General features: G+C 65.0%; 10 protein-coding genes and 1 pseudogene. 8 read left to right on the top strand and 3 right to left on the bottom strand.

The genetic code is table 11. The annotated features are described in order from the left end of the window. Together QBK88_RS29885 and QBK88_RS29880 are read right to left on the bottom strand one after the other, a co-directional pair. A pseudogene (locus QBK88_RS29885) lies at positions 1 to 3,632 on the bottom strand (cyclic beta 1-2 glucan synthetase); the annotation flags it as partial. Between the two features lie 283 nt (positions 3,633 to 3,915). Next, positions 3,916 to 4,800, bottom strand: coding sequence for a manganese catalase family protein (locus tag QBK88_RS29880; protein WP_277964908.1), 885 nt, complete (start codon positions 4,798 to 4,800; stop codon positions 3,916 to 3,918). A 326-nt stretch (positions 4,801 to 5,126) separates the two neighbouring features. On the opposite strand from QBK88_RS29880, the gene QBK88_RS29875 reads away from it, so the two are divergent. Continuing rightward, positions 5,127 to 5,432: a hypothetical protein gene (locus tag QBK88_RS29875; RefSeq protein ID WP_277964907.1), complete on the top strand. Its 306-nt coding sequence runs from the start codon at positions 5,127 to 5,129 to the stop codon at positions 5,430 to 5,432. 207 nt (positions 5,433 to 5,639) lie between these two features. Then, entirely contained in the window at positions 5,640 to 5,843 is a 204-nt protein-coding gene (locus QBK88_RS29870) for a hypothetical protein (protein ID WP_268143730.1), read from the top strand. A 36-nt stretch (positions 5,844 to 5,879) separates the two neighbouring features. On the opposite strand, the gene QBK88_RS29865 is transcribed toward QBK88_RS29870, so the two are convergent. Further along, on the bottom strand, positions 5,880 to 6,677 hold the full coding sequence (locus QBK88_RS29865) for a substrate-binding periplasmic protein (RefSeq protein WP_277964906.1): 798 nt from the start codon (positions 6,675 to 6,677) through the stop codon (positions 5,880 to 5,882). A gap of 255 nt (positions 6,678 to 6,932) precedes the next feature. On the opposite strand from QBK88_RS29865, the gene QBK88_RS29860 reads away from it, so the two are divergent. The 6 genes from QBK88_RS29860 to QBK88_RS29835 all read left to right on the top strand — a co-directional run bounded on the left by QBK88_RS29860 (position 6,933) and on the right by QBK88_RS29835 (position 15,345). Next, the gene (locus QBK88_RS29860) at positions 6,933 to 8,684 is read left to right on the top strand and encodes a sensor domain-containing phosphodiesterase (RefSeq protein WP_277964905.1); all 1,752 of its coding nucleotides are present in this window, start codon (positions 6,933 to 6,935) and stop codon (positions 8,682 to 8,684) included. Positions 8,685 to 8,942: 258 nt separating this feature from the next. Further along, positions 8,943 to 11,408 (top strand): TonB-dependent receptor, encoded by a 2,466-nt coding sequence (locus QBK88_RS29855; RefSeq protein WP_277964904.1) that lies wholly within the window; start codon positions 8,943 to 8,945, stop codon positions 11,406 to 11,408. Between the two features lie 17 nt (positions 11,409 to 11,425). Continuing rightward, entirely contained in the window at positions 11,426 to 12,331 is a 906-nt protein-coding gene (locus tag QBK88_RS29850) for an ABC transporter substrate-binding protein (protein ID WP_277964903.1), read from the top strand. Between the two features lie 43 nt (positions 12,332 to 12,374). Next, positions 12,375 to 13,151: a 2OG-Fe(II) oxygenase gene (locus tag QBK88_RS29845; RefSeq protein ID WP_268143721.1), complete on the top strand. Its 777-nt coding sequence runs from the start codon at positions 12,375 to 12,377 to the stop codon at positions 13,149 to 13,151. A gap of 3 nt (positions 13,152 to 13,154) precedes the next feature. Continuing rightward, positions 13,155 to 13,892 (top strand): tRNA-dependent cyclodipeptide synthase, encoded by a 738-nt coding sequence (locus QBK88_RS29840; protein WP_268143719.1) that lies wholly within the window; start codon positions 13,155 to 13,157, stop codon positions 13,890 to 13,892. Between the two features lie 46 nt (positions 13,893 to 13,938). After that, complete coding sequence (locus QBK88_RS29835) at positions 13,939 to 15,345, top strand: MFS transporter (RefSeq protein WP_277964902.1); 1,407 nt, start codon at positions 13,939 to 13,941, stop codon at positions 15,343 to 15,345. The last annotated feature ends 110 nt before the right edge of the window (positions 15,346 to 15,455 follow it).

The following is a 15,455-nucleotide window of genomic DNA, read 5'->3' as shown; positions in this document are numbered from 1 at the left end:
CATTGGCGGGCCAGCGCGGCGTGCCAGTACCGGTCGTCTTCGGTACTGCCGCCGTCGGTGTGGGCGCGTATCTCGGCGAGCAGGGTCATCAATGCGGCAGGGGCCATGTGGGGCTGCTCCAGCCGCGGGCGCAGCGGCTCGAGGCGGCCGGCGGTCAGGCAGTCGAGTGTGTCGCGCAGGCCTGCCAGCACGGGCGGGCCGAACAGCGGCGTGTCCGCCAGTTGCGCCAGGCCGCCGCGCAGGGTCAGCAGCAGCCCGGCCAGGTTGCCACTGTCCACGGTGGACACGTAGCGTGGCGCCAATGGCTCGCGGGTGCGGGTGTCGTACCAGTTGTAGAAGTGCCGGCGGTGACGCTCCAGTCCGGCCATGCTGTCCAGCGAAGCCGCCAGCCGGGCCAACAGGCGGTCGGTGCTCAGGTAGCCGAAATCGTGGGCCGCGAGGTGGGCGAGCAGGGCCATGCCCATGTTGGTGGGGGAGGTGCGGTGGGCGATGGCGGCCTTGGGCGCTTCCTGGACGTTATCCGGCGGTAGCCAATTGTCCTCGGGGCCCACGTATTGGTCGAAGAAACCCCAGGTCTTGCGGGCCAGCACCTTGAGCAGGCGCCACTCTTCGGCCGAGGGTGCGAACACCTTGGCGGCAGGGGCCGCGCTCAGCCACCAGGCCAGCCACGGCCCCAGCCACCAGGCCAGCAGCAGCGGCGCGCTGATCGCCAGGCGCTGCGGCTGAGCCAGCAACAAGCCGGCCCAGGTCGAGGCCAGGACCGGGCCAACCCACAGTTGGGCATACAGGGCGGGCAATGAATTGTGCGCCGTGCTGCGTTCCACCTCGCGTGAGGGCTGCCACTGCAGCAGCCGATGGCGGCTGATGCCGATGCGCCAGAGCGAGCGCAGCAGTGCGTCGACGCTGTAGTACATTTCGTGAGGCAACCACGCCAGGGTCAGCCCCGCACGTGCCAGTTCGCGTCCCAGGTCGGCCAGCAGGGCACGCAGGTAATGGCGGTAGGGGACGTTCTCGGCGGGCTGCAGCGCATCGGTGAGGGCCCGCAGCAGGGGTTGCACCACCATCAGCCCCACCACGGCCAGGGTCCAGGCCAGGGGCTGGCTGCTGGCGAACCAGCCCCAAGTGAACATCAGGCACAGGGCCAGGGGTTCGAGGCTGCGCCGCAGGTTGTCGAAGATCTTCCAGCGTGCCATCACGTTCAGTCGGTTGGCGGCCCATGCGCCCTGCGCATCGCGTACCCAGGGGAGGGTCCAGGGCAGCAGTTGCCAGTCGCCGCGTATCCAGCGGTGGCGGCGCCTGGCATCGGCGCTGTAGCGCGAGGGGTATTGTTCATACAACTGCACATCGCTGAGCAGGCCCGCACGGGCGTAGCAGCCTTCGATCAGGTCGTGGCTGAGGATGCGGTTGTCCGGCAGGCTGCCTTCCAGGGCGCGGGTGAAGGCGTCTACCTCATAGATGCCCTTGCCGATGAACGAGCCCTGCTGGAAAAGGTCCTGATACACGTCGGAGACGGCCCGGGTGTAAGGGTCGACCCCGGCGTCGCTGCCAAACAGCCGGGCGTAGAGCGAGCGTGTGCCGTTGGGCAGGCTGATGCCCACCCGGGGTTGCAGCATGGCGTAGCCCGCGATGATCTGCTGGCTGCCGGCCGCGAACACGGGCCGGTTCAAGGGGTGCATCATGGCGGCCACGCATTGGCGGCCGACGTCCCTGGGCAGCAGCGTGTCCGTGTCCAGGGTGATCACGTAGCGCACGCTCTGCAGGGGCGCCAAATCGCCGACAACCAGCTGGAAGGCTGCCGTGGCGCCGCCGCGCAGTAATGCATTGAGCTCGTTGAGCTTGCCGCGCTTGCGCTCGTGGCCCATCCATACCCCTTCGCCCGGGTTCCACAGGCGGGGGCGGTGCAGCAAAAAGAAGCGGCCCTGGCTGTAGCGCTGGTTGAGGGTGCCGATGGCTGCCGCGGCACGGGCCAGCAATGCCGTGTCACTGGGCTCGTGGGCGTTGGCGGCATCGGGAAAATCGCTGAGCAGGGCGAAATACAGGTTGGCGTCGCGGTTGGCCAGGAAGCGTACTTCCAGGCTTTCCACCAGCTCGTCCACGTCGGCGATGCTGGCAAACAGGGTGGGGACCACCACCAGGGTGCGGCCTTCGGCGGGAAGACCGTCGGCGTAGTCCATTTTCGGCAGCATCAACGGCGCCAGGCTATGGTTCACCAGCCAGTTGATCAGGCTGATGGCCAGGCGGCTGGTCATGATCAGGCTGGCAACGGCTAACCCCGCCAGTGCGGTGACGGTGGTGCCTTCACGGTGGGCGGCTGCCAGCAACGGCCAGGCGAACAGCCCGGTGAGAAAGCCCACCGGCACCAGGTAGAACAGCAGCGGCGAGTGCTGCAGCAGGCGTTTCCATCGTTCGTTATAAGGCACCCTGGCGCCCAGGCGTTGCTCCAGCAGGGGCAGGCCGGTGCCGATCAGGAAGTGCCCGACATGGCCGGCCACATCGCCACCCATGCCTTGCGCCGCCAGGTCGATGGCGGTCTGGGCCACCTGGATTTCCGTGTGTGCGGCGGCCCGGCGGGCCAGGCGTTCGACCACATGGCGGTAACTGTCGCGGGTGCTGAAGTCCATGGCCGGGTACACCGCCGCCGGGTCCTGGACGAGCACCTGTTCCACCAGGCTCAAGGTTTCGACGAACTCGCGCCAGTCGGTGGCCGACAACAGCCGCAGGCTTCTGATGCTGTTGCCAATGGACACCTGGTCGGCGGCCTGTTGCTGCGCATCCAGTTGTACCTGGCGCTCGATGCTGGAGCCGCCTTCGGCGAGCATTTGCTCGATCCAGTTCAGCGGCAAGGCCAGCGCGGCACTCTGCCCTTGCAGGCGGCGGGTGAATTCAGCAACGAAGGCACTGGTCATGGGCGGGGCCGAGCGTGCCATGTCGGCCACGGTCAGCACCACGTTCTTGATGTCTTTTTCGCAGGTCTCGATCAAGCGCTCGGCCCAGTCATCCGCCAGGTTGCGGTCGTTGGCGTTGGCCATGACCCGTGACGCCACGCGGCGCAGGTTTTCGATCAGCGCCAGGCGCAACATGATCGGCACCGCCCAGAGCTCGCCCAGCGCCAGGGGGACGACCGTCTGGTAGGCGACGATGAAGCGGCTGAGGCTTTTTTCGTCCACCCAGCCGTCACCATGGGAGATGGTTTCCAGCGCGATGTCGTACACCCGGGGCAAACCGGCAGAAGGCCCGGAGGCCAGGCGTGGCAGTTCGCGACTGTAGCCCTTGGGCAGGTGCGACCGGGCGGTGCGGATGTGATCTTCAACCAGGAAGTAGTTGTCCAGCAGCCATTCGGCGGCCGGGGTGGCCCGGCGCAGCGACAATTGCGCCTGCACCAGCGCCGCGCAACTGCGCTTGAGCACGGCCTCGTTGTCCACCAGCCGACGAAGCAGTGCGTCCGGGCCGCGCAATGGCGTAAGCCGGTGTTGGCCCGCCAGGGTAATGCCATGGTTGGCCATCTGGTCGGCGCTGAACAGTTCGGCGCGCAGAAGGGGTTCGTATTCGAATCGGGGTTTGAAAAAGCCGTCGTTTCGCCACGCGTTGATGGCGTGGGAAAACAGCCGCTGTACGCCGGTCCTTATGCTCATACACTTTTCGGCCTGGGGCGCGGGCAGGCCCTGGCGCCGGGTGAGACGGGGCGTCACCGGCATCGGGCCAGGCGCCGCTTTTCAGCGTTGAGTGTGGGTGGGGAAGGGCTCGGCTGTCTGTGCGCTGGCGAACATAGGCACGGATCAGGACGCACCGAAGGCGGTGCGCCTGACGCGGCCTCACAGGCCTGTAGCAGTGGCGGCCAGGCCGCGCTCAGGCACACCGCAGGTGCCCCGACGCAGCCATGGCCGCTTCAGCAGTGCGGGTGTGCCGAGGCTGGCCTTACAGCTCAGGCTCGGGTTGCCCGCCGGAGCCCAGGTCGGCACCGGTGATCGGGTCGCTGGTGGGGTCGGACTGGGTGCGGTCACTGAGTTGCGACAACAGGGCGGTATCTTCTTCGTCCAACTGCACCGACGCGCTGCCGTCGCCACCGTCCACGGCAGGTTCCGGGCTTTCCACGAATTCCCATTCCTCGCCCTGGTTCCACGGGCCGCGCATGTCGCCCTCGCCCTGGGAGAAGTTGAAGTACACCTGGGTGAACTCCGGCATCCCCGGCAGCTTGCCTTGGGGGAAGTTCGGCTGGATGGCGTGCAGCGCTTTTTCGAACGACAGTTGATGGGCGATTTCTCGGGTCATCAGGAAGCCCAATGCCTCTTTCACACCGGGATCGTCAGTCACGTTCATCAGCCGCTCATACACGATCTTGGCACGGGACTCGGCGGCGATGTTGGAGCGTAGGTCGGCGGTGGGCTCGCCGATGGTGTCGACGTAGGCGGCAGTCCAGGGCACGCCTGCCGAGTTGGTCAACGGCGCCCCGCAGCCATACAGCAAGGCTGTGATGTGCGAGTCGTTGCCGGCGCCGTTGATGGCCCGGTACAACTCGCCTTCCTCGTCCACACCTTCGGCCAAGTGGCCTTTGGCGCCCTTGTTGAGCATGACGATGATCGACCCGACGATCTCCAGGTGGCTGAGCTCCTCGGTGGCGATGTCCAGCAGCATGTCCTTGCGGCCTGGGTCATCCTCGGCCAGCGCTTGGGTAAAGTAGCGGGCGGCGGCACCCAGCTCGCCCTGGGCGCCACCGAACTGCTCCAGCAGCAAGTTGGCGAGGCCAGGGTTGGGTTGGGCGACGCGTACGGTGTATTGCAGTCTCTTGTTGTGCAGGAACATGGTCGGATCCTCTCAGGCCGGGTGAACCCGGGCCCGCCGAAGTGGCAATACCCTGTTCACACTAAGTCCGAGTCAGGAAAGTTGCTGCCTATTACATTTATCTTGGTGCTGCGAGACCGACGGAGCCGATACCTGGCGGTGCGGTTCATCCCTTCAGGCTGACCATCGGTCACGCCAGGGATGGATATCGGACTGCTGGTCGGTATCGAGGTTTTTCAGCACAAAAAGGACTAGGTGAATGGATTCAGTCAGCCAATCGGGTCTGGCGTTCGACGGTCGAGCGCAGGTGTTTCGTGCGTTACTGGTTTATGAACAGGAGCGCGACCATGCACACCTATGGTGAGAAATACGCACAGTGGATAGACAGTCCGTTACCGGGTACCGCCCATGAAGAGACGCTTGGCAACGGTACGTGGATAAACGTTGAGGTGAGGACCTGCCCAACAGGCGGCACGCAGATGTTTATCGGGGTATACCCGCAAGGGAATGGTGCGCCGCTGGAGGAGTGCTACCCGGCGTTGCCGGACAAGTCACCCGCGGATGCGCTGGTGCTGGGCATCAACCGCGCCCGGGCATTGGCGACCGGCACGGCGGTGGCTGGGCAGGATTCGCTGCAAGGGTGGCAGGGCTGAAGCCCGGCGCGAGGCCGGGCTTGGTCAGGCACTGTTGCTCAAGCTGCGGCGTCATGGCTTGAGCCTTTCTTCAAGGCTGCCTGGGGGCTCCCATCGCTTGGCCCCTCTCTCCATGCTGGTGGCCTTGAGAAGTGCCGATAGCGGCGGTGGTATGATGGTCGCCCAAGAGGGCTGGCACGTCGTGGCCCTCCACCCAAAGGAAGCAGCATGAAGCAACGTATCGTTGACGAGATCGCCCAACACCGGCGCGATGGTGAGACAGTCGTGGAATTGCACCTGTGGTCCAAGGCCGCCGTGGACGCGGTGACCCGGGCCAAGGAATACGTGGGCGAGGAGTTCGCCGGCGTTCCGGTGAAAATCCAGGTGCAGGATGTGCCAGGGATGGATTTCATCGTAATTGTCGAAGGCTGACCGGCGGGGGGGCAGGGTCTCAGTGTTACGGGCCTGTCATTGCGCCAGAGACCCCGAGAGCTCACCCAGGTAGGCATCGGCGATACGCTTGAGGGTGCCGTCGTTGCGCAGGTCGCTCACTGCGCTGCGCAAGCGCTGCACCAAGGACTCGTTGCACACTTTGGAGCAGGCCAGGTACAGGTCGGTAGTCATCAGCGGGGGGCTCATCAGCAGGGGGCGGCTGGAAACGCCGCGCCAGATGTAGCGGCTTTCCGGAATACCGTTGAACCAGGCATCCACGCGCCCCAATAGCAACAGCTGGGCGGGGTTCTCACCGATTTTCACAGGGTAGATCTGTTCATCGGTGAAGCCCTCGTCGCGCAGCTTCTGTTCCTGGGCACTGCCCATGCCCACGGCGATACGCTGGTAGGTATTGCGTGCCTGCTCGAAGCTGTCCACCCGCGTGGCGAGACTGAAGAAGGCCCTGTCCATGCTCATGATCGGCGCGATCCAGGTGTAGTGCGCTTCCCGGTCCGGGGTTCGGGACAGGGGGATGATCAACTGGTCCTTGCCCGCCCTCACGTTCAATTGCGCCCGTGCCCAGGGCAGGGCGATCAGATTCAGGTCCAGGCCCGCCAGCGTGGCGGCTTTCAGGGTAGCGTCGCCGACGATGCCGTGGCCCCTGATCGGCGGCCCCGGCATGCTCAGGGGCGGTGCGTCGGGCAGGTACAGGTCCACCGTTTTCAGCGGGGCGGCCTGGCAAGCGGGGGCTACCAAGAAGGGCAGCCCTGCAGCGAGGAACAGCATCAAGGCTGGCAGGCCCGGACGGCGGCGCAGGCGACTCGAGTGACTCATGGCAGTAACTCAAACAGACAGGGTGCAGGTGTGCTTTTGGTTTCTGCCAGCATAGGTCGAAATTCGCGAGCGTCCATGTCAATGCGCCAAAGGTCGGTGGCATGACGGCTCCATTGCGTTGCTGTGGCCAGAGAGCACTGGAGCCCGGCGCACTGCCTCAGGAAACCTTCCGGCCAAACGGTACTCTGAAGATGCATACAGGTAGATGTCATTTGGCTATCATCTACCCCAAGCCCGCTTCAGGAACACGTTGTCATGAGCAGTTGGTCAGACCCCGAGAAGGCCCGCCTCGCCGCCGTCCATGCCTTGCAATGGCTGGAAACCGCAGGTACGGAAAACTTCGACCGCCTGTGCCGGCTTGCCGCCGCGTATTTTCGCGTGCCCACGGTACTGATCTCGCTGGTGGAAAAGGACCGTCAATGGTTCGCCGGGCGGGTGGGGTTCGACCCCAGCCAGACGCCTATCGAGCAATCGTTCTGCCGTTACACCATCGCCCAGCGCGGCGTGATGCAGGTACCCGATGCGCGGCGTGACCCCCGGTTTGTCGATAACGCCCTGGTGACAGCCGCCGAGGGTATCTGCTTCTACGCCGGTGCCCCGCTGCGCAACCGTCAGGGGCTGGTGTTGGGTAGCTTGTGCCTGGTCGACAAGTCCCCTCGCGAGCTGGAGCCCGAAGACGTGGCGGCCCTTGAGGATTTCGCCGAGCTGGTCATGGTCCAGATCGAGCAGCGCCAGTTGCTCAAGTACCGGGACGTGGTCAGCGGCCTGCCCAACGTGCATCAGTTGTTGCTGGACACCCGCGACCTGCCGCTGGGCAGCGACAGCGTGCGTCTTGTCGTGGTGATCCAGGTGCAGGACCTGCCTGCCACGCGGCCGCTGGAAGACGCCGACAGTCTGGCCCTGCAGCACTGGCGCCGCGACGTGGCCGAGCGCCTGCGCGTGCGCCTGGAAGGTATCGCCGAGCTGTACCATGTGGGCGAGCGGGATTTCTGCCTGCAGGTGAGCTGTATCGCCCGCCGCCATCAGGAATTGTTCCGCGCAATGCTGGTACTGGTGACCGAGCCGTTCGGCGAGCAGGTGTTGCGCGTTGGGTTGGCCGTGTGTGAAACCGGCACTCAGACCGTTGTCAGCCTGATGCGCAAAGCCACCCAATCCCTGACCATCGCCGCCAACCGCCAGCGGCCCTGGGCGGTGTATGACGAAGCGCAGGACGGGGCCCAACGGCGGGCCCTGGATTTGCTCAACGACTTCACTCCTGCCCTGGCCAACGGTGACGTCTACCTGGACTATCAACCGCGCTTCAGCCTGGTGGATGGCCGGGTGCTCAGTGCCGAGGCGCTGATTCGCTGGTGCCACCCCAGGCTCGGGCGGTTGTCGCCGGCAGAATTCATCCCGCTGCTCGAAGGGGCCGGAAAAATCAGCGCGGTGACCCGCTGGGTGGTGGACCGCGCCCTGGCGGACCTCAGCGGCTGGGCCGATCGCGACATACGTCTGTCGCTGAACCTGTCACCCCAGGATTTCCACGGGCTGGAAATTGCCAGGGTGCTGGCTGACGCGTGCCGCCGGCATCGCATCGCGCCCAGCCGCCTGGAGGTAGAAATCACCGAAGGCGAATGGATCAGGGCCGACAAGCGGGTGATCGCGCAATTGACCCAGATCCGGGAACTGGGCGTGGACGTGGCCATTGATGATTTTGGCACGGGCTACAGCAATTTTGCTTACCTGCATGAAATCCCTGCCAACATCCTGAAGCTGGACAAGTCACTGGTCACTGACCTGGAAACCAGCCCGCGCAACCGCGTCATCGCCCGTTCGGTGCTGCAACTGGCCGGCGAGCTGGGGTACCGCACCGTGGCCGAAGGCATCGAGACCTTTCGTTGCCTGAGCCTGCTGCGCGAGTACGGTTGCCAGGAAGCCCAGGGCTTTTTCCTAAGCCGGCCGCTGGGGGTAGAGCATTTCACCCGCCAGTGCGAAGACATTCCCCTGACCTTCAAGCTGGTGGGGTAAGGGCCGTAGCCCGTTACCGGCGCCAGTTCCCCGCAGCAGCGGCCGCGAGGCCGCGTCCCAGGTGCCCATGAGCACCAAATCGGCATCTTCGGTTATGTCCAGTGAAATCCTGTATCTGAAAATTAATATTAGCTTATGAGCTTTATGTATTTCTCTCATTAAGAGTTGGATCCTAAGATCATTCCACCCAACCACGGGATCACAGCCGGCGCCTCGCGGCGTCAAGGATAAAAAGAATGATCAAACGGATTGCCACTGATGAGCCAAACTGCCCGTGTGTTGTTTCGTCCTTTGCCCGCCGCCGGCCTGCTGCTGGCGGCCAGCGCCTTCAGCGTCCCGATCAAGGCAGAGGATGCCCTTGATACCGTGGTGGTCACCGGGGTGCGCGGTACCCAGCAGCGCACCCTGACCGACAGCCCGGTACCCATCGATGTCTACACCAGCGAACAACTGACGGCCACCGGCAAAAGCGGCCTGAAAGAGATTCTCGCACGCCTGATTCCCTCCATGAACGTGCCCACCTTCAACGGCGGAGGCACCGGGTTCCTCGTGCGCGGCATCAGCATGCGCGGCCTGGGGGGCGACCAGGTGCTGATCCTGGTCAACGGCAAGCGCCGCCATAACACGGCGATGATCAACAACAACGCCCGTGTTGGCAATGCCTCGGCCCCCGTGGACCTGGACCTGATCCCCACGGCCGCGGTCGAGCGTATCGAAGTGCTGCGCGACGGTGCCGCGGCCCAATACGGCTCGGACGCCATCGCCGGGGTGATCAACATCATTCTCAAGCGCGATGCCCAGGGCGCCAGTTCCGACACGTCCCTTGGGCAGTACTACGATGGCGACGGCACTACCGGCCACCAGGCCGCCAATGTCGGCAGCCCACTGGGCGACGGCGGCTTCTTCAACCTGTCGCTGGACGGCAAGGTGCAGGAGCCCTATATCCGCGATGCAGGCGCCACGGGCCAACTGTATTTCAACCAGGCCGACGGCACCCCGGACCCGCGCGAAAGCAACCGCCATGGCTGGGGCAACGAATACGGCCTGGGCCGCGACCGCACGGCCAGCACCGCCTACAACCTGGAACTACCGTTGCAGGACGATCTCAAGCTGTACTCGTTCTCCACCCTCAGCTACCGCAACAGCAACAAGGACCTGGGCCACCGCAAGCCCACCGACATCACCAGCCTGGCCGGCGTGGAGGGCGCGCCCTACGGCAATGGCGGCCAGGCCCGCCGGGAAATCGAGGAAGTGGACTACCAGGCCACCGCCGGGCTCAAGGGTTTGGTCAGCGGCTGGGACTGGGACCTGTCCAGCAGCTACGGTCGCGACCGTGCGCAGTTGTATACCGACAACAACCTGAACATCTCCAATGGGCCCGACTTCAGCCAGCAGCGCTTTCACCTGGGCAACGAGATCTTTGACCAGTGGACCAACAACCTGGATTTCACCCGCGCCCTGGACATCGGCTGGAGCAGCCCGCTGCAGACCTCGGTCGGCGTCGAATACCGCTGGGAGCAATTCACCCTGGAGGAGGGCGAGCCCAACTCCTATAACCAGGGCAGCTACGTGATTCCCACAGGCCCCTTCGCCGGCCGCGTGCCCGACCCGGGGTTGTTTTCCGTGGCTGGCACCAGCCCCGAGGACGCCGGGCGCGCCGACCGACACAGCACGGCAGGCTACCTGGACCTGGGCTTGAACCTGACCCCGAACTGGTACGTGGGGACCGCCGTACGCCATGAAAGCTACAACCAGGGCATCGGTGAAACCACCAGCGGCAAGTTCACTACACGCTACGAATTCCTGCCCGGTTATGCCGTGCGCGCTGCCGTCAGCAAGGGCTTTCGCGCGCCGTCCCTGGCCCAGGAAGAATTTTCCACCACCAGCAGCATCACCCAGTTCGGTGCTGGCGGTGCCACCAGCGTGGTCCGCACCAAGCAGATGCGCCCCGACTCGGCGGAAGCCATCGCCTTGGGCGCCAAGGCACTGAAGCCGGAAACCTCCATGAGCTACAGCCTGGGCCTGACCGCCGAGCCCATGCCACGGCTGCGCATGACCGCCGACTGGTACCTGATCGACATCGATGACCGCATCCTGCAGACCGGCGTACTCAGCGGCTCCGCCGTGTCCAGCATCCTGGTCGCCAATGGCCTGCCCGCCAACCTGGCCGGGCAGTACTACGCCAACGCGGCTGACACTCGGACCCAGGGCGTCGACCTGGTGGCCGAATACACCCAACCGCTGGAAGCCTACGGCGAGGCGAAATTCAGCCTGGCCTACAACCACAACAAAAACAGCATCCGCAGCCTGGCGGACAACCCTTCGCAACTGTCCAGCCTGGGCGCCGGCTACGTGCTGTTCGATCGCCAGCAACAGATGGACCTGACCCGCGCCACCCCCAAGGACAAGTGGATCGCCAACACCCGTTATCGGGTCGCGGCCTGGAACGTCAACCTGACCCTGACTCGCTACGGGCAGTACACCGAAGGCTCGAACTTGCCGGAGAACGACCGCACCTACAGCGCCAAGTGGATCACCGACCTGGACGTGGCCTATGACCTTACCGATCACGTCACCGTGGCGCTGGGGGCCAACAACCTGTTCGACGTGTACCCGGACAAGAAGGGTATTCGCACCTGGGCCGGCACCTATGAGTACGGCATGTTTTCCCCTTACGGTTTCGGCGGTGGTTTCTACTATGGCCGCGTGAGCGTGGCGTTTTGAGCTGGCACGGGCGGTGGATGCTGCTGGCCTGGCTGGTGCTGGCCTGCTCGGCGCACGGCCAGGAAGTGCTGCGGGTGTGCAGCCAGAAAGCGTCGCTGAAGATCCTGCTGCAGGCCGCTGGCGAGCTCGACGACCTGCCGTATCGCATCGAATTTTCCTCGTTCCCGGCGGCGCCGCCGATTGCCGAGGCGCTGGGCGCCGACGCCGCTGACGTGGGGGCGTTGGGGGATGCGCCGTTCATTTTCGCGGTGGCGGCCAAGGCGCCGATTCACACCGTGGCGGTGATCAAGCTGCAGGTGACCCCGACCATGGTCGCGGTGGTGGTCAAGCAGGATTCACCCCTGCATCAGGTGGCCGACCTGGCCGGCAAGCGGATCGTCACCACCCGGGGTTCCATCGGCCACTTCCTGGCACTGGCGGCCATGCGCCAGGCCGGGTTGCACAGCCGCGATGCGCAGTTCATTTTCCTGCCCCCGGGGGAATCGCGCCTGCTGCTCGACAACGGCGGTGCAGATGCCTGGGCCACCTGGGACCCCTACACCAGCATGGTGCAATTGCAGGAGCACACCCGCGTGCTGGCCAGCGGTGAGCACCTGTTCGCCGGCAACGTGCTGATCGTCGCCAGCGACAAGGCCATCGCCAGCAAGCAAGCGCTGATCGCCGACCTGCTGGGGCGTATCGACCGCGCCTACCAGTGGGCCAACCGCAATGTCGATGCCTACGCCATTCAGCAATCGGCGCACACGGGGCTGCCGGCCGAGTTTCACCGGCTGTCCACGCTGGAATCCAAACCGCACCGCATTGCCATCGACGCTACGGTCATCAGCCAGTTGCAGGCGGCGGCGGACCTGTACCTGGACGAACACATCATCAACCGGCGCGTCGACGCCCCGGCGTATTTCGACAACCGTTTTGACCACTGAGCCCGGCATTGGGGCTTTGTTCGACTGCCAAGGAGGAAGGTAAATGCTCGCTACCATCAGCGCCGATGCGCTTGCACCGCAACTGATCCAGGACCTGCTGGCGCACCGCGTCTATGGCATTCGCATCCCTGGCTTCGTCAGCCAGCCTAGCCTGGAGGCGGCCCGCGCGCAGCTATTCGACCATCCGGAGCGCGGTGCCCTGGGCCATGCCCGGGAGTTCACCCGGTTGGGTATCGCCTATGCCGAGGTCAAGACCGACGAGGTACGCCAGGCTTACCACGACGCCGCGCGGGCCAATATCCAGCGGGTGCGCAACGCGTTCAAACCCTATGTGTCGCCTATCGACGAGTTTCGCCTGCGGCTGGACGAAGCCTGGCCGCGGGGCGCGCACCTGTTGGATGTGGACGGGCAGAAATGCTTTACCGGCGTCTGTCGCTACCAGGAGCCGGGCATCGACCTGTGCCCGCACATCGACAAGCTGGAGTGGAACTTGCCCGCGCATTTGCAGGTGAACCTCCAGGCGCAATTGTCGGTGAACATCTACCTGCAGGTGCCCCAGCAGGGTGGCGAGCTGGAGGTATGGGACATCCGCCCCACGGCCCCCGAATACCTGGCCCTCAAGAGTGACCGCCATTACGGCATCGACCGCGACCGCCTGCGGCCCGCGGACTTCACCACCCGCCCCGAGGACGGCGACCTGATCATCATCAACCCACGCTTCATCCACGCCGTACGCCCCGTGCACACATCGCCGCGCATAACCCTGTCCAGCTTCATCGGTTATTTCGGCGAGCAATCCCCCCTGATCTTCTGGAGCTAGACCATGAGCAGCGCTACCTATAAAGCGGCCTTCGAGACGGACCTTTCCCATGACTACCGGGGCAAGCATGCCCTGCTGCTGATCAGCGTCGGCCAGGACTACCACGAGGGTGGCAAGTTCGAAGCCACCATCGACCTGGTCAACCGCCAGGGCTTTGCCTCCTGCACCATCGCAGTGGCCGATATCCTGCAGCGTCATAACCTCAGCAACTACAGTTACGAGGAGGTGTACAAGGTCAGCGCCGCCTCGGGCGAGCAGTGGCTGGAACGCAACCAGGGGGCGATCAACCGCTTGGCCACCGTGACCAGGATTCTGCGCTGGGAGGAGTGCCTGCTCGACCCTGGTTACCGGCCGCTGCTGGACCGGGTGCAGTTCGAGTACGAGAACAACCGCGATTACCGCGCGGAGGTCAACGGCACCATTGGCCTGTTCCTCGACCGCCTGCACAAGCGCGACCCCGAGGCTGACCTTGAAGAGGCCCGGTTTCGCTGCCTGAACTACCTGATCGAGGAATGCCCGATCATCATGCCGCTGTGGGCGTCCCAGGGGATCGACTTCGTCGTCTACCCTCAGCCCATGACCCGTGCCATGGCGGCCACGCGGCAGTTGTTCGTCGAACCGCACCACCCGGCGCATGGCCACTGGCTGTCGTTGAAATTCAAGAAACGCGCTGCCGTCGTTGACCAGCCAGTGCCCGCGGTGGGCCGGCCGATCTGGGCCACTGCCGCGTTTGCCATTTGAATAGCGTCGGGGCGGCAGGCCGCCCCGACCTTGTCTGGAGTCAACCATGAGTCATTCAACAAACGAGCACCGCAAGTGGTGGGCGCTGGCGGGTGTGAGCATCGCCAGCTTCCTGGGGTGCGTGGATTTCACCATCGTCAACACCGCGCTGCCGGCGCTGCAAGCGCATTTGGACGTGTCGGTCGATACCCTGCAATGGGTGATCAACGCCTTCCTGCTGGCCATGTCCAGTTTCATGGTACTGGTGGGCCGCTTGGCCGACCTGCATGGCCGCAAGCGTGTGCTGTCCCTGGGGCTGGTGGTGTTTGGCCTGGCTTCGCTGGTGGCGGGGCTGGCGTCGGGGCCGTGGCTGCTGATCGGTGCGCGCGTCGCCCAGGGCCTGGCTTGCGCGGTGCTGTACACGGCATCGGGGGCCATCGTCGCCCAGGCCTTCGCGCCACAGGAACAGGGCAAAGCCTTCGGGGTGCTATTTGGTTTCAACGGCGTGGGCCTGGCCGTAGGGCCGGTACTGGGCGGCGTGCTGACCCAGGCGTTCGGCTGGCCGTGGATTTTCCTCATCAACGTGCCGTTCGTGTTGCTCAGCCTGCTGGTGATTGCCCTCAACGTCGACGAGTCCCGTGCCGCTGAGCAGGACGCCCGGCTGGACTGGGCCGGTGCGGCCTTGCTGCTGATTGGCTTGCCCAGCCTGGTGCTGCTGATCGTGCAGGGCGGCAACTGGGGCTGGGGTTCGCCCCTGAGCCTGGGGTTGCTGGCGGTGGCAGTGGTGGTGCTGGGGCTGTTCGTGTGGGTAGAACTGCGTGTGGCTTCGCCGGTGATCAACCTGCACCTGTTCGTCAACCGGCGCTTTGTGGCAGCCGTGGCTGCCAGCTTCACCTTGGCGGTGTTTTACTGCGTGGCGTTTTTCGTCATGCCGTTGTACCTCACCCAGGTGCGCGGTGCCGACACCCAGGCCAGCGGCCTGCTGCTATTGCCCACCACACTGGGCGTGGCGCTGCTGTCGCCGTGGGTCGGCCGCCTGGTGGACCGCAAGGGCCCGGCGGTGTTGATCCAGACCGGCCTGCTGCTGTTCGCCGGGTCGGCCTTGTTGCAGATCGCCTTCAGCGCCGACACCTCGCTCGCCTACGTGCTGGCGGCGTTCGCGGTGATGGGCCTGGGCTGGGCGTGCCTGCTGGGGCCTTCGACCGTACTGGGTGTGAGCTCCGTGCCCGAGCAGTTCGGTTCGGTGGCGGTAGGGTCGCTGATGACCTTGCACAACGTGGGGGGTGGCCTGGGCCTGGCGTTGGGCGTCAGCCTGTTGCACCACTACACAGGCCCCGCCCAGGTGGCGGAGGCGGGGGCTTTGTTGCAGGGCTACCAGGCGGTGATGGTTGCCCTGGCGGTAGCCATGCTGTTGTCGTGGGTGGGGCAACGGTGGTTGCTGCGGGCGGGGGCGCTGCGGGCTGCTTCGGTGTAGGGCTTGGGTGTTGGGCGATGGTGTTGTGTTGCTCTTCAGATCGAGCGCCGCCCGCGCGGCGCTCGATCTCAAGAACGCCACAACACCATCGCCTGGCACTTGGAGGCCCG

The sequence above is a fragment of the Pseudomonas sp. RIT-To-2 genome (genome assembly GCF_029623465.1).
GTDB classification, from domain to species: domain Bacteria; phylum Pseudomonadota; class Gammaproteobacteria; order Pseudomonadales; family Pseudomonadaceae; genus Aquipseudomonas; species Aquipseudomonas silvicola.
This window is presented reverse-complemented; position numbering and strand designations above follow the sequence as displayed.

What these genes read in the sequence shown, in the direction of transcription:
- QBK88_RS29855 (WP_277964904.1), top strand. Translation starts at nt 8,943, where the DNA reads ATGAGCCAAACTGCCCGTGTGTTGTTTCGTCCTTTGCCCGCCGCCGGC.
- QBK88_RS29860 (WP_277964905.1), top strand. Translation starts at nt 6,933, where the DNA reads ATGAGCAGTTGGTCAGACCCCGAGAAGGCCCGCCTCGCCGCCGTCCAT.
- QBK88_RS29850 (WP_277964903.1), top strand. Translation starts at nt 11,426, where the DNA reads ATGCTGCTGGCCTGGCTGGTGCTGGCCTGCTCGGCGCACGGCCAGGAA.
- QBK88_RS29835 (WP_277964902.1), top strand. Translation starts at nt 13,939, where the DNA reads ATGAGTCATTCAACAAACGAGCACCGCAAGTGGTGGGCGCTGGCGGGT.
- QBK88_RS29845 (WP_268143721.1), top strand. Translation starts at nt 12,375, where the DNA reads ATGCTCGCTACCATCAGCGCCGATGCGCTTGCACCGCAACTGATCCAG.
- QBK88_RS29870 (WP_268143730.1), top strand. Translation starts at nt 5,640, where the DNA reads ATGAAGCAACGTATCGTTGACGAGATCGCCCAACACCGGCGCGATGGT.
- QBK88_RS29875 (WP_277964907.1), top strand. Translation starts at nt 5,127, where the DNA reads ATGCACACCTATGGTGAGAAATACGCACAGTGGATAGACAGTCCGTTA.
- QBK88_RS29880 (WP_277964908.1), bottom strand. Translation starts at nt 4,800, where the DNA reads ATGTTCCTGCACAACAAGAGACTGCAATACACCGTACGCGTCGCCCAA.
- QBK88_RS29865 (WP_277964906.1), bottom strand. Translation starts at nt 6,677, where the DNA reads ATGAGTCACTCGAGTCGCCTGCGCCGCCGTCCGGGCCTGCCAGCCTTG.
- QBK88_RS29840 (WP_268143719.1), top strand. Translation starts at nt 13,155, where the DNA reads ATGAGCAGCGCTACCTATAAAGCGGCCTTCGAGACGGACCTTTCCCAT.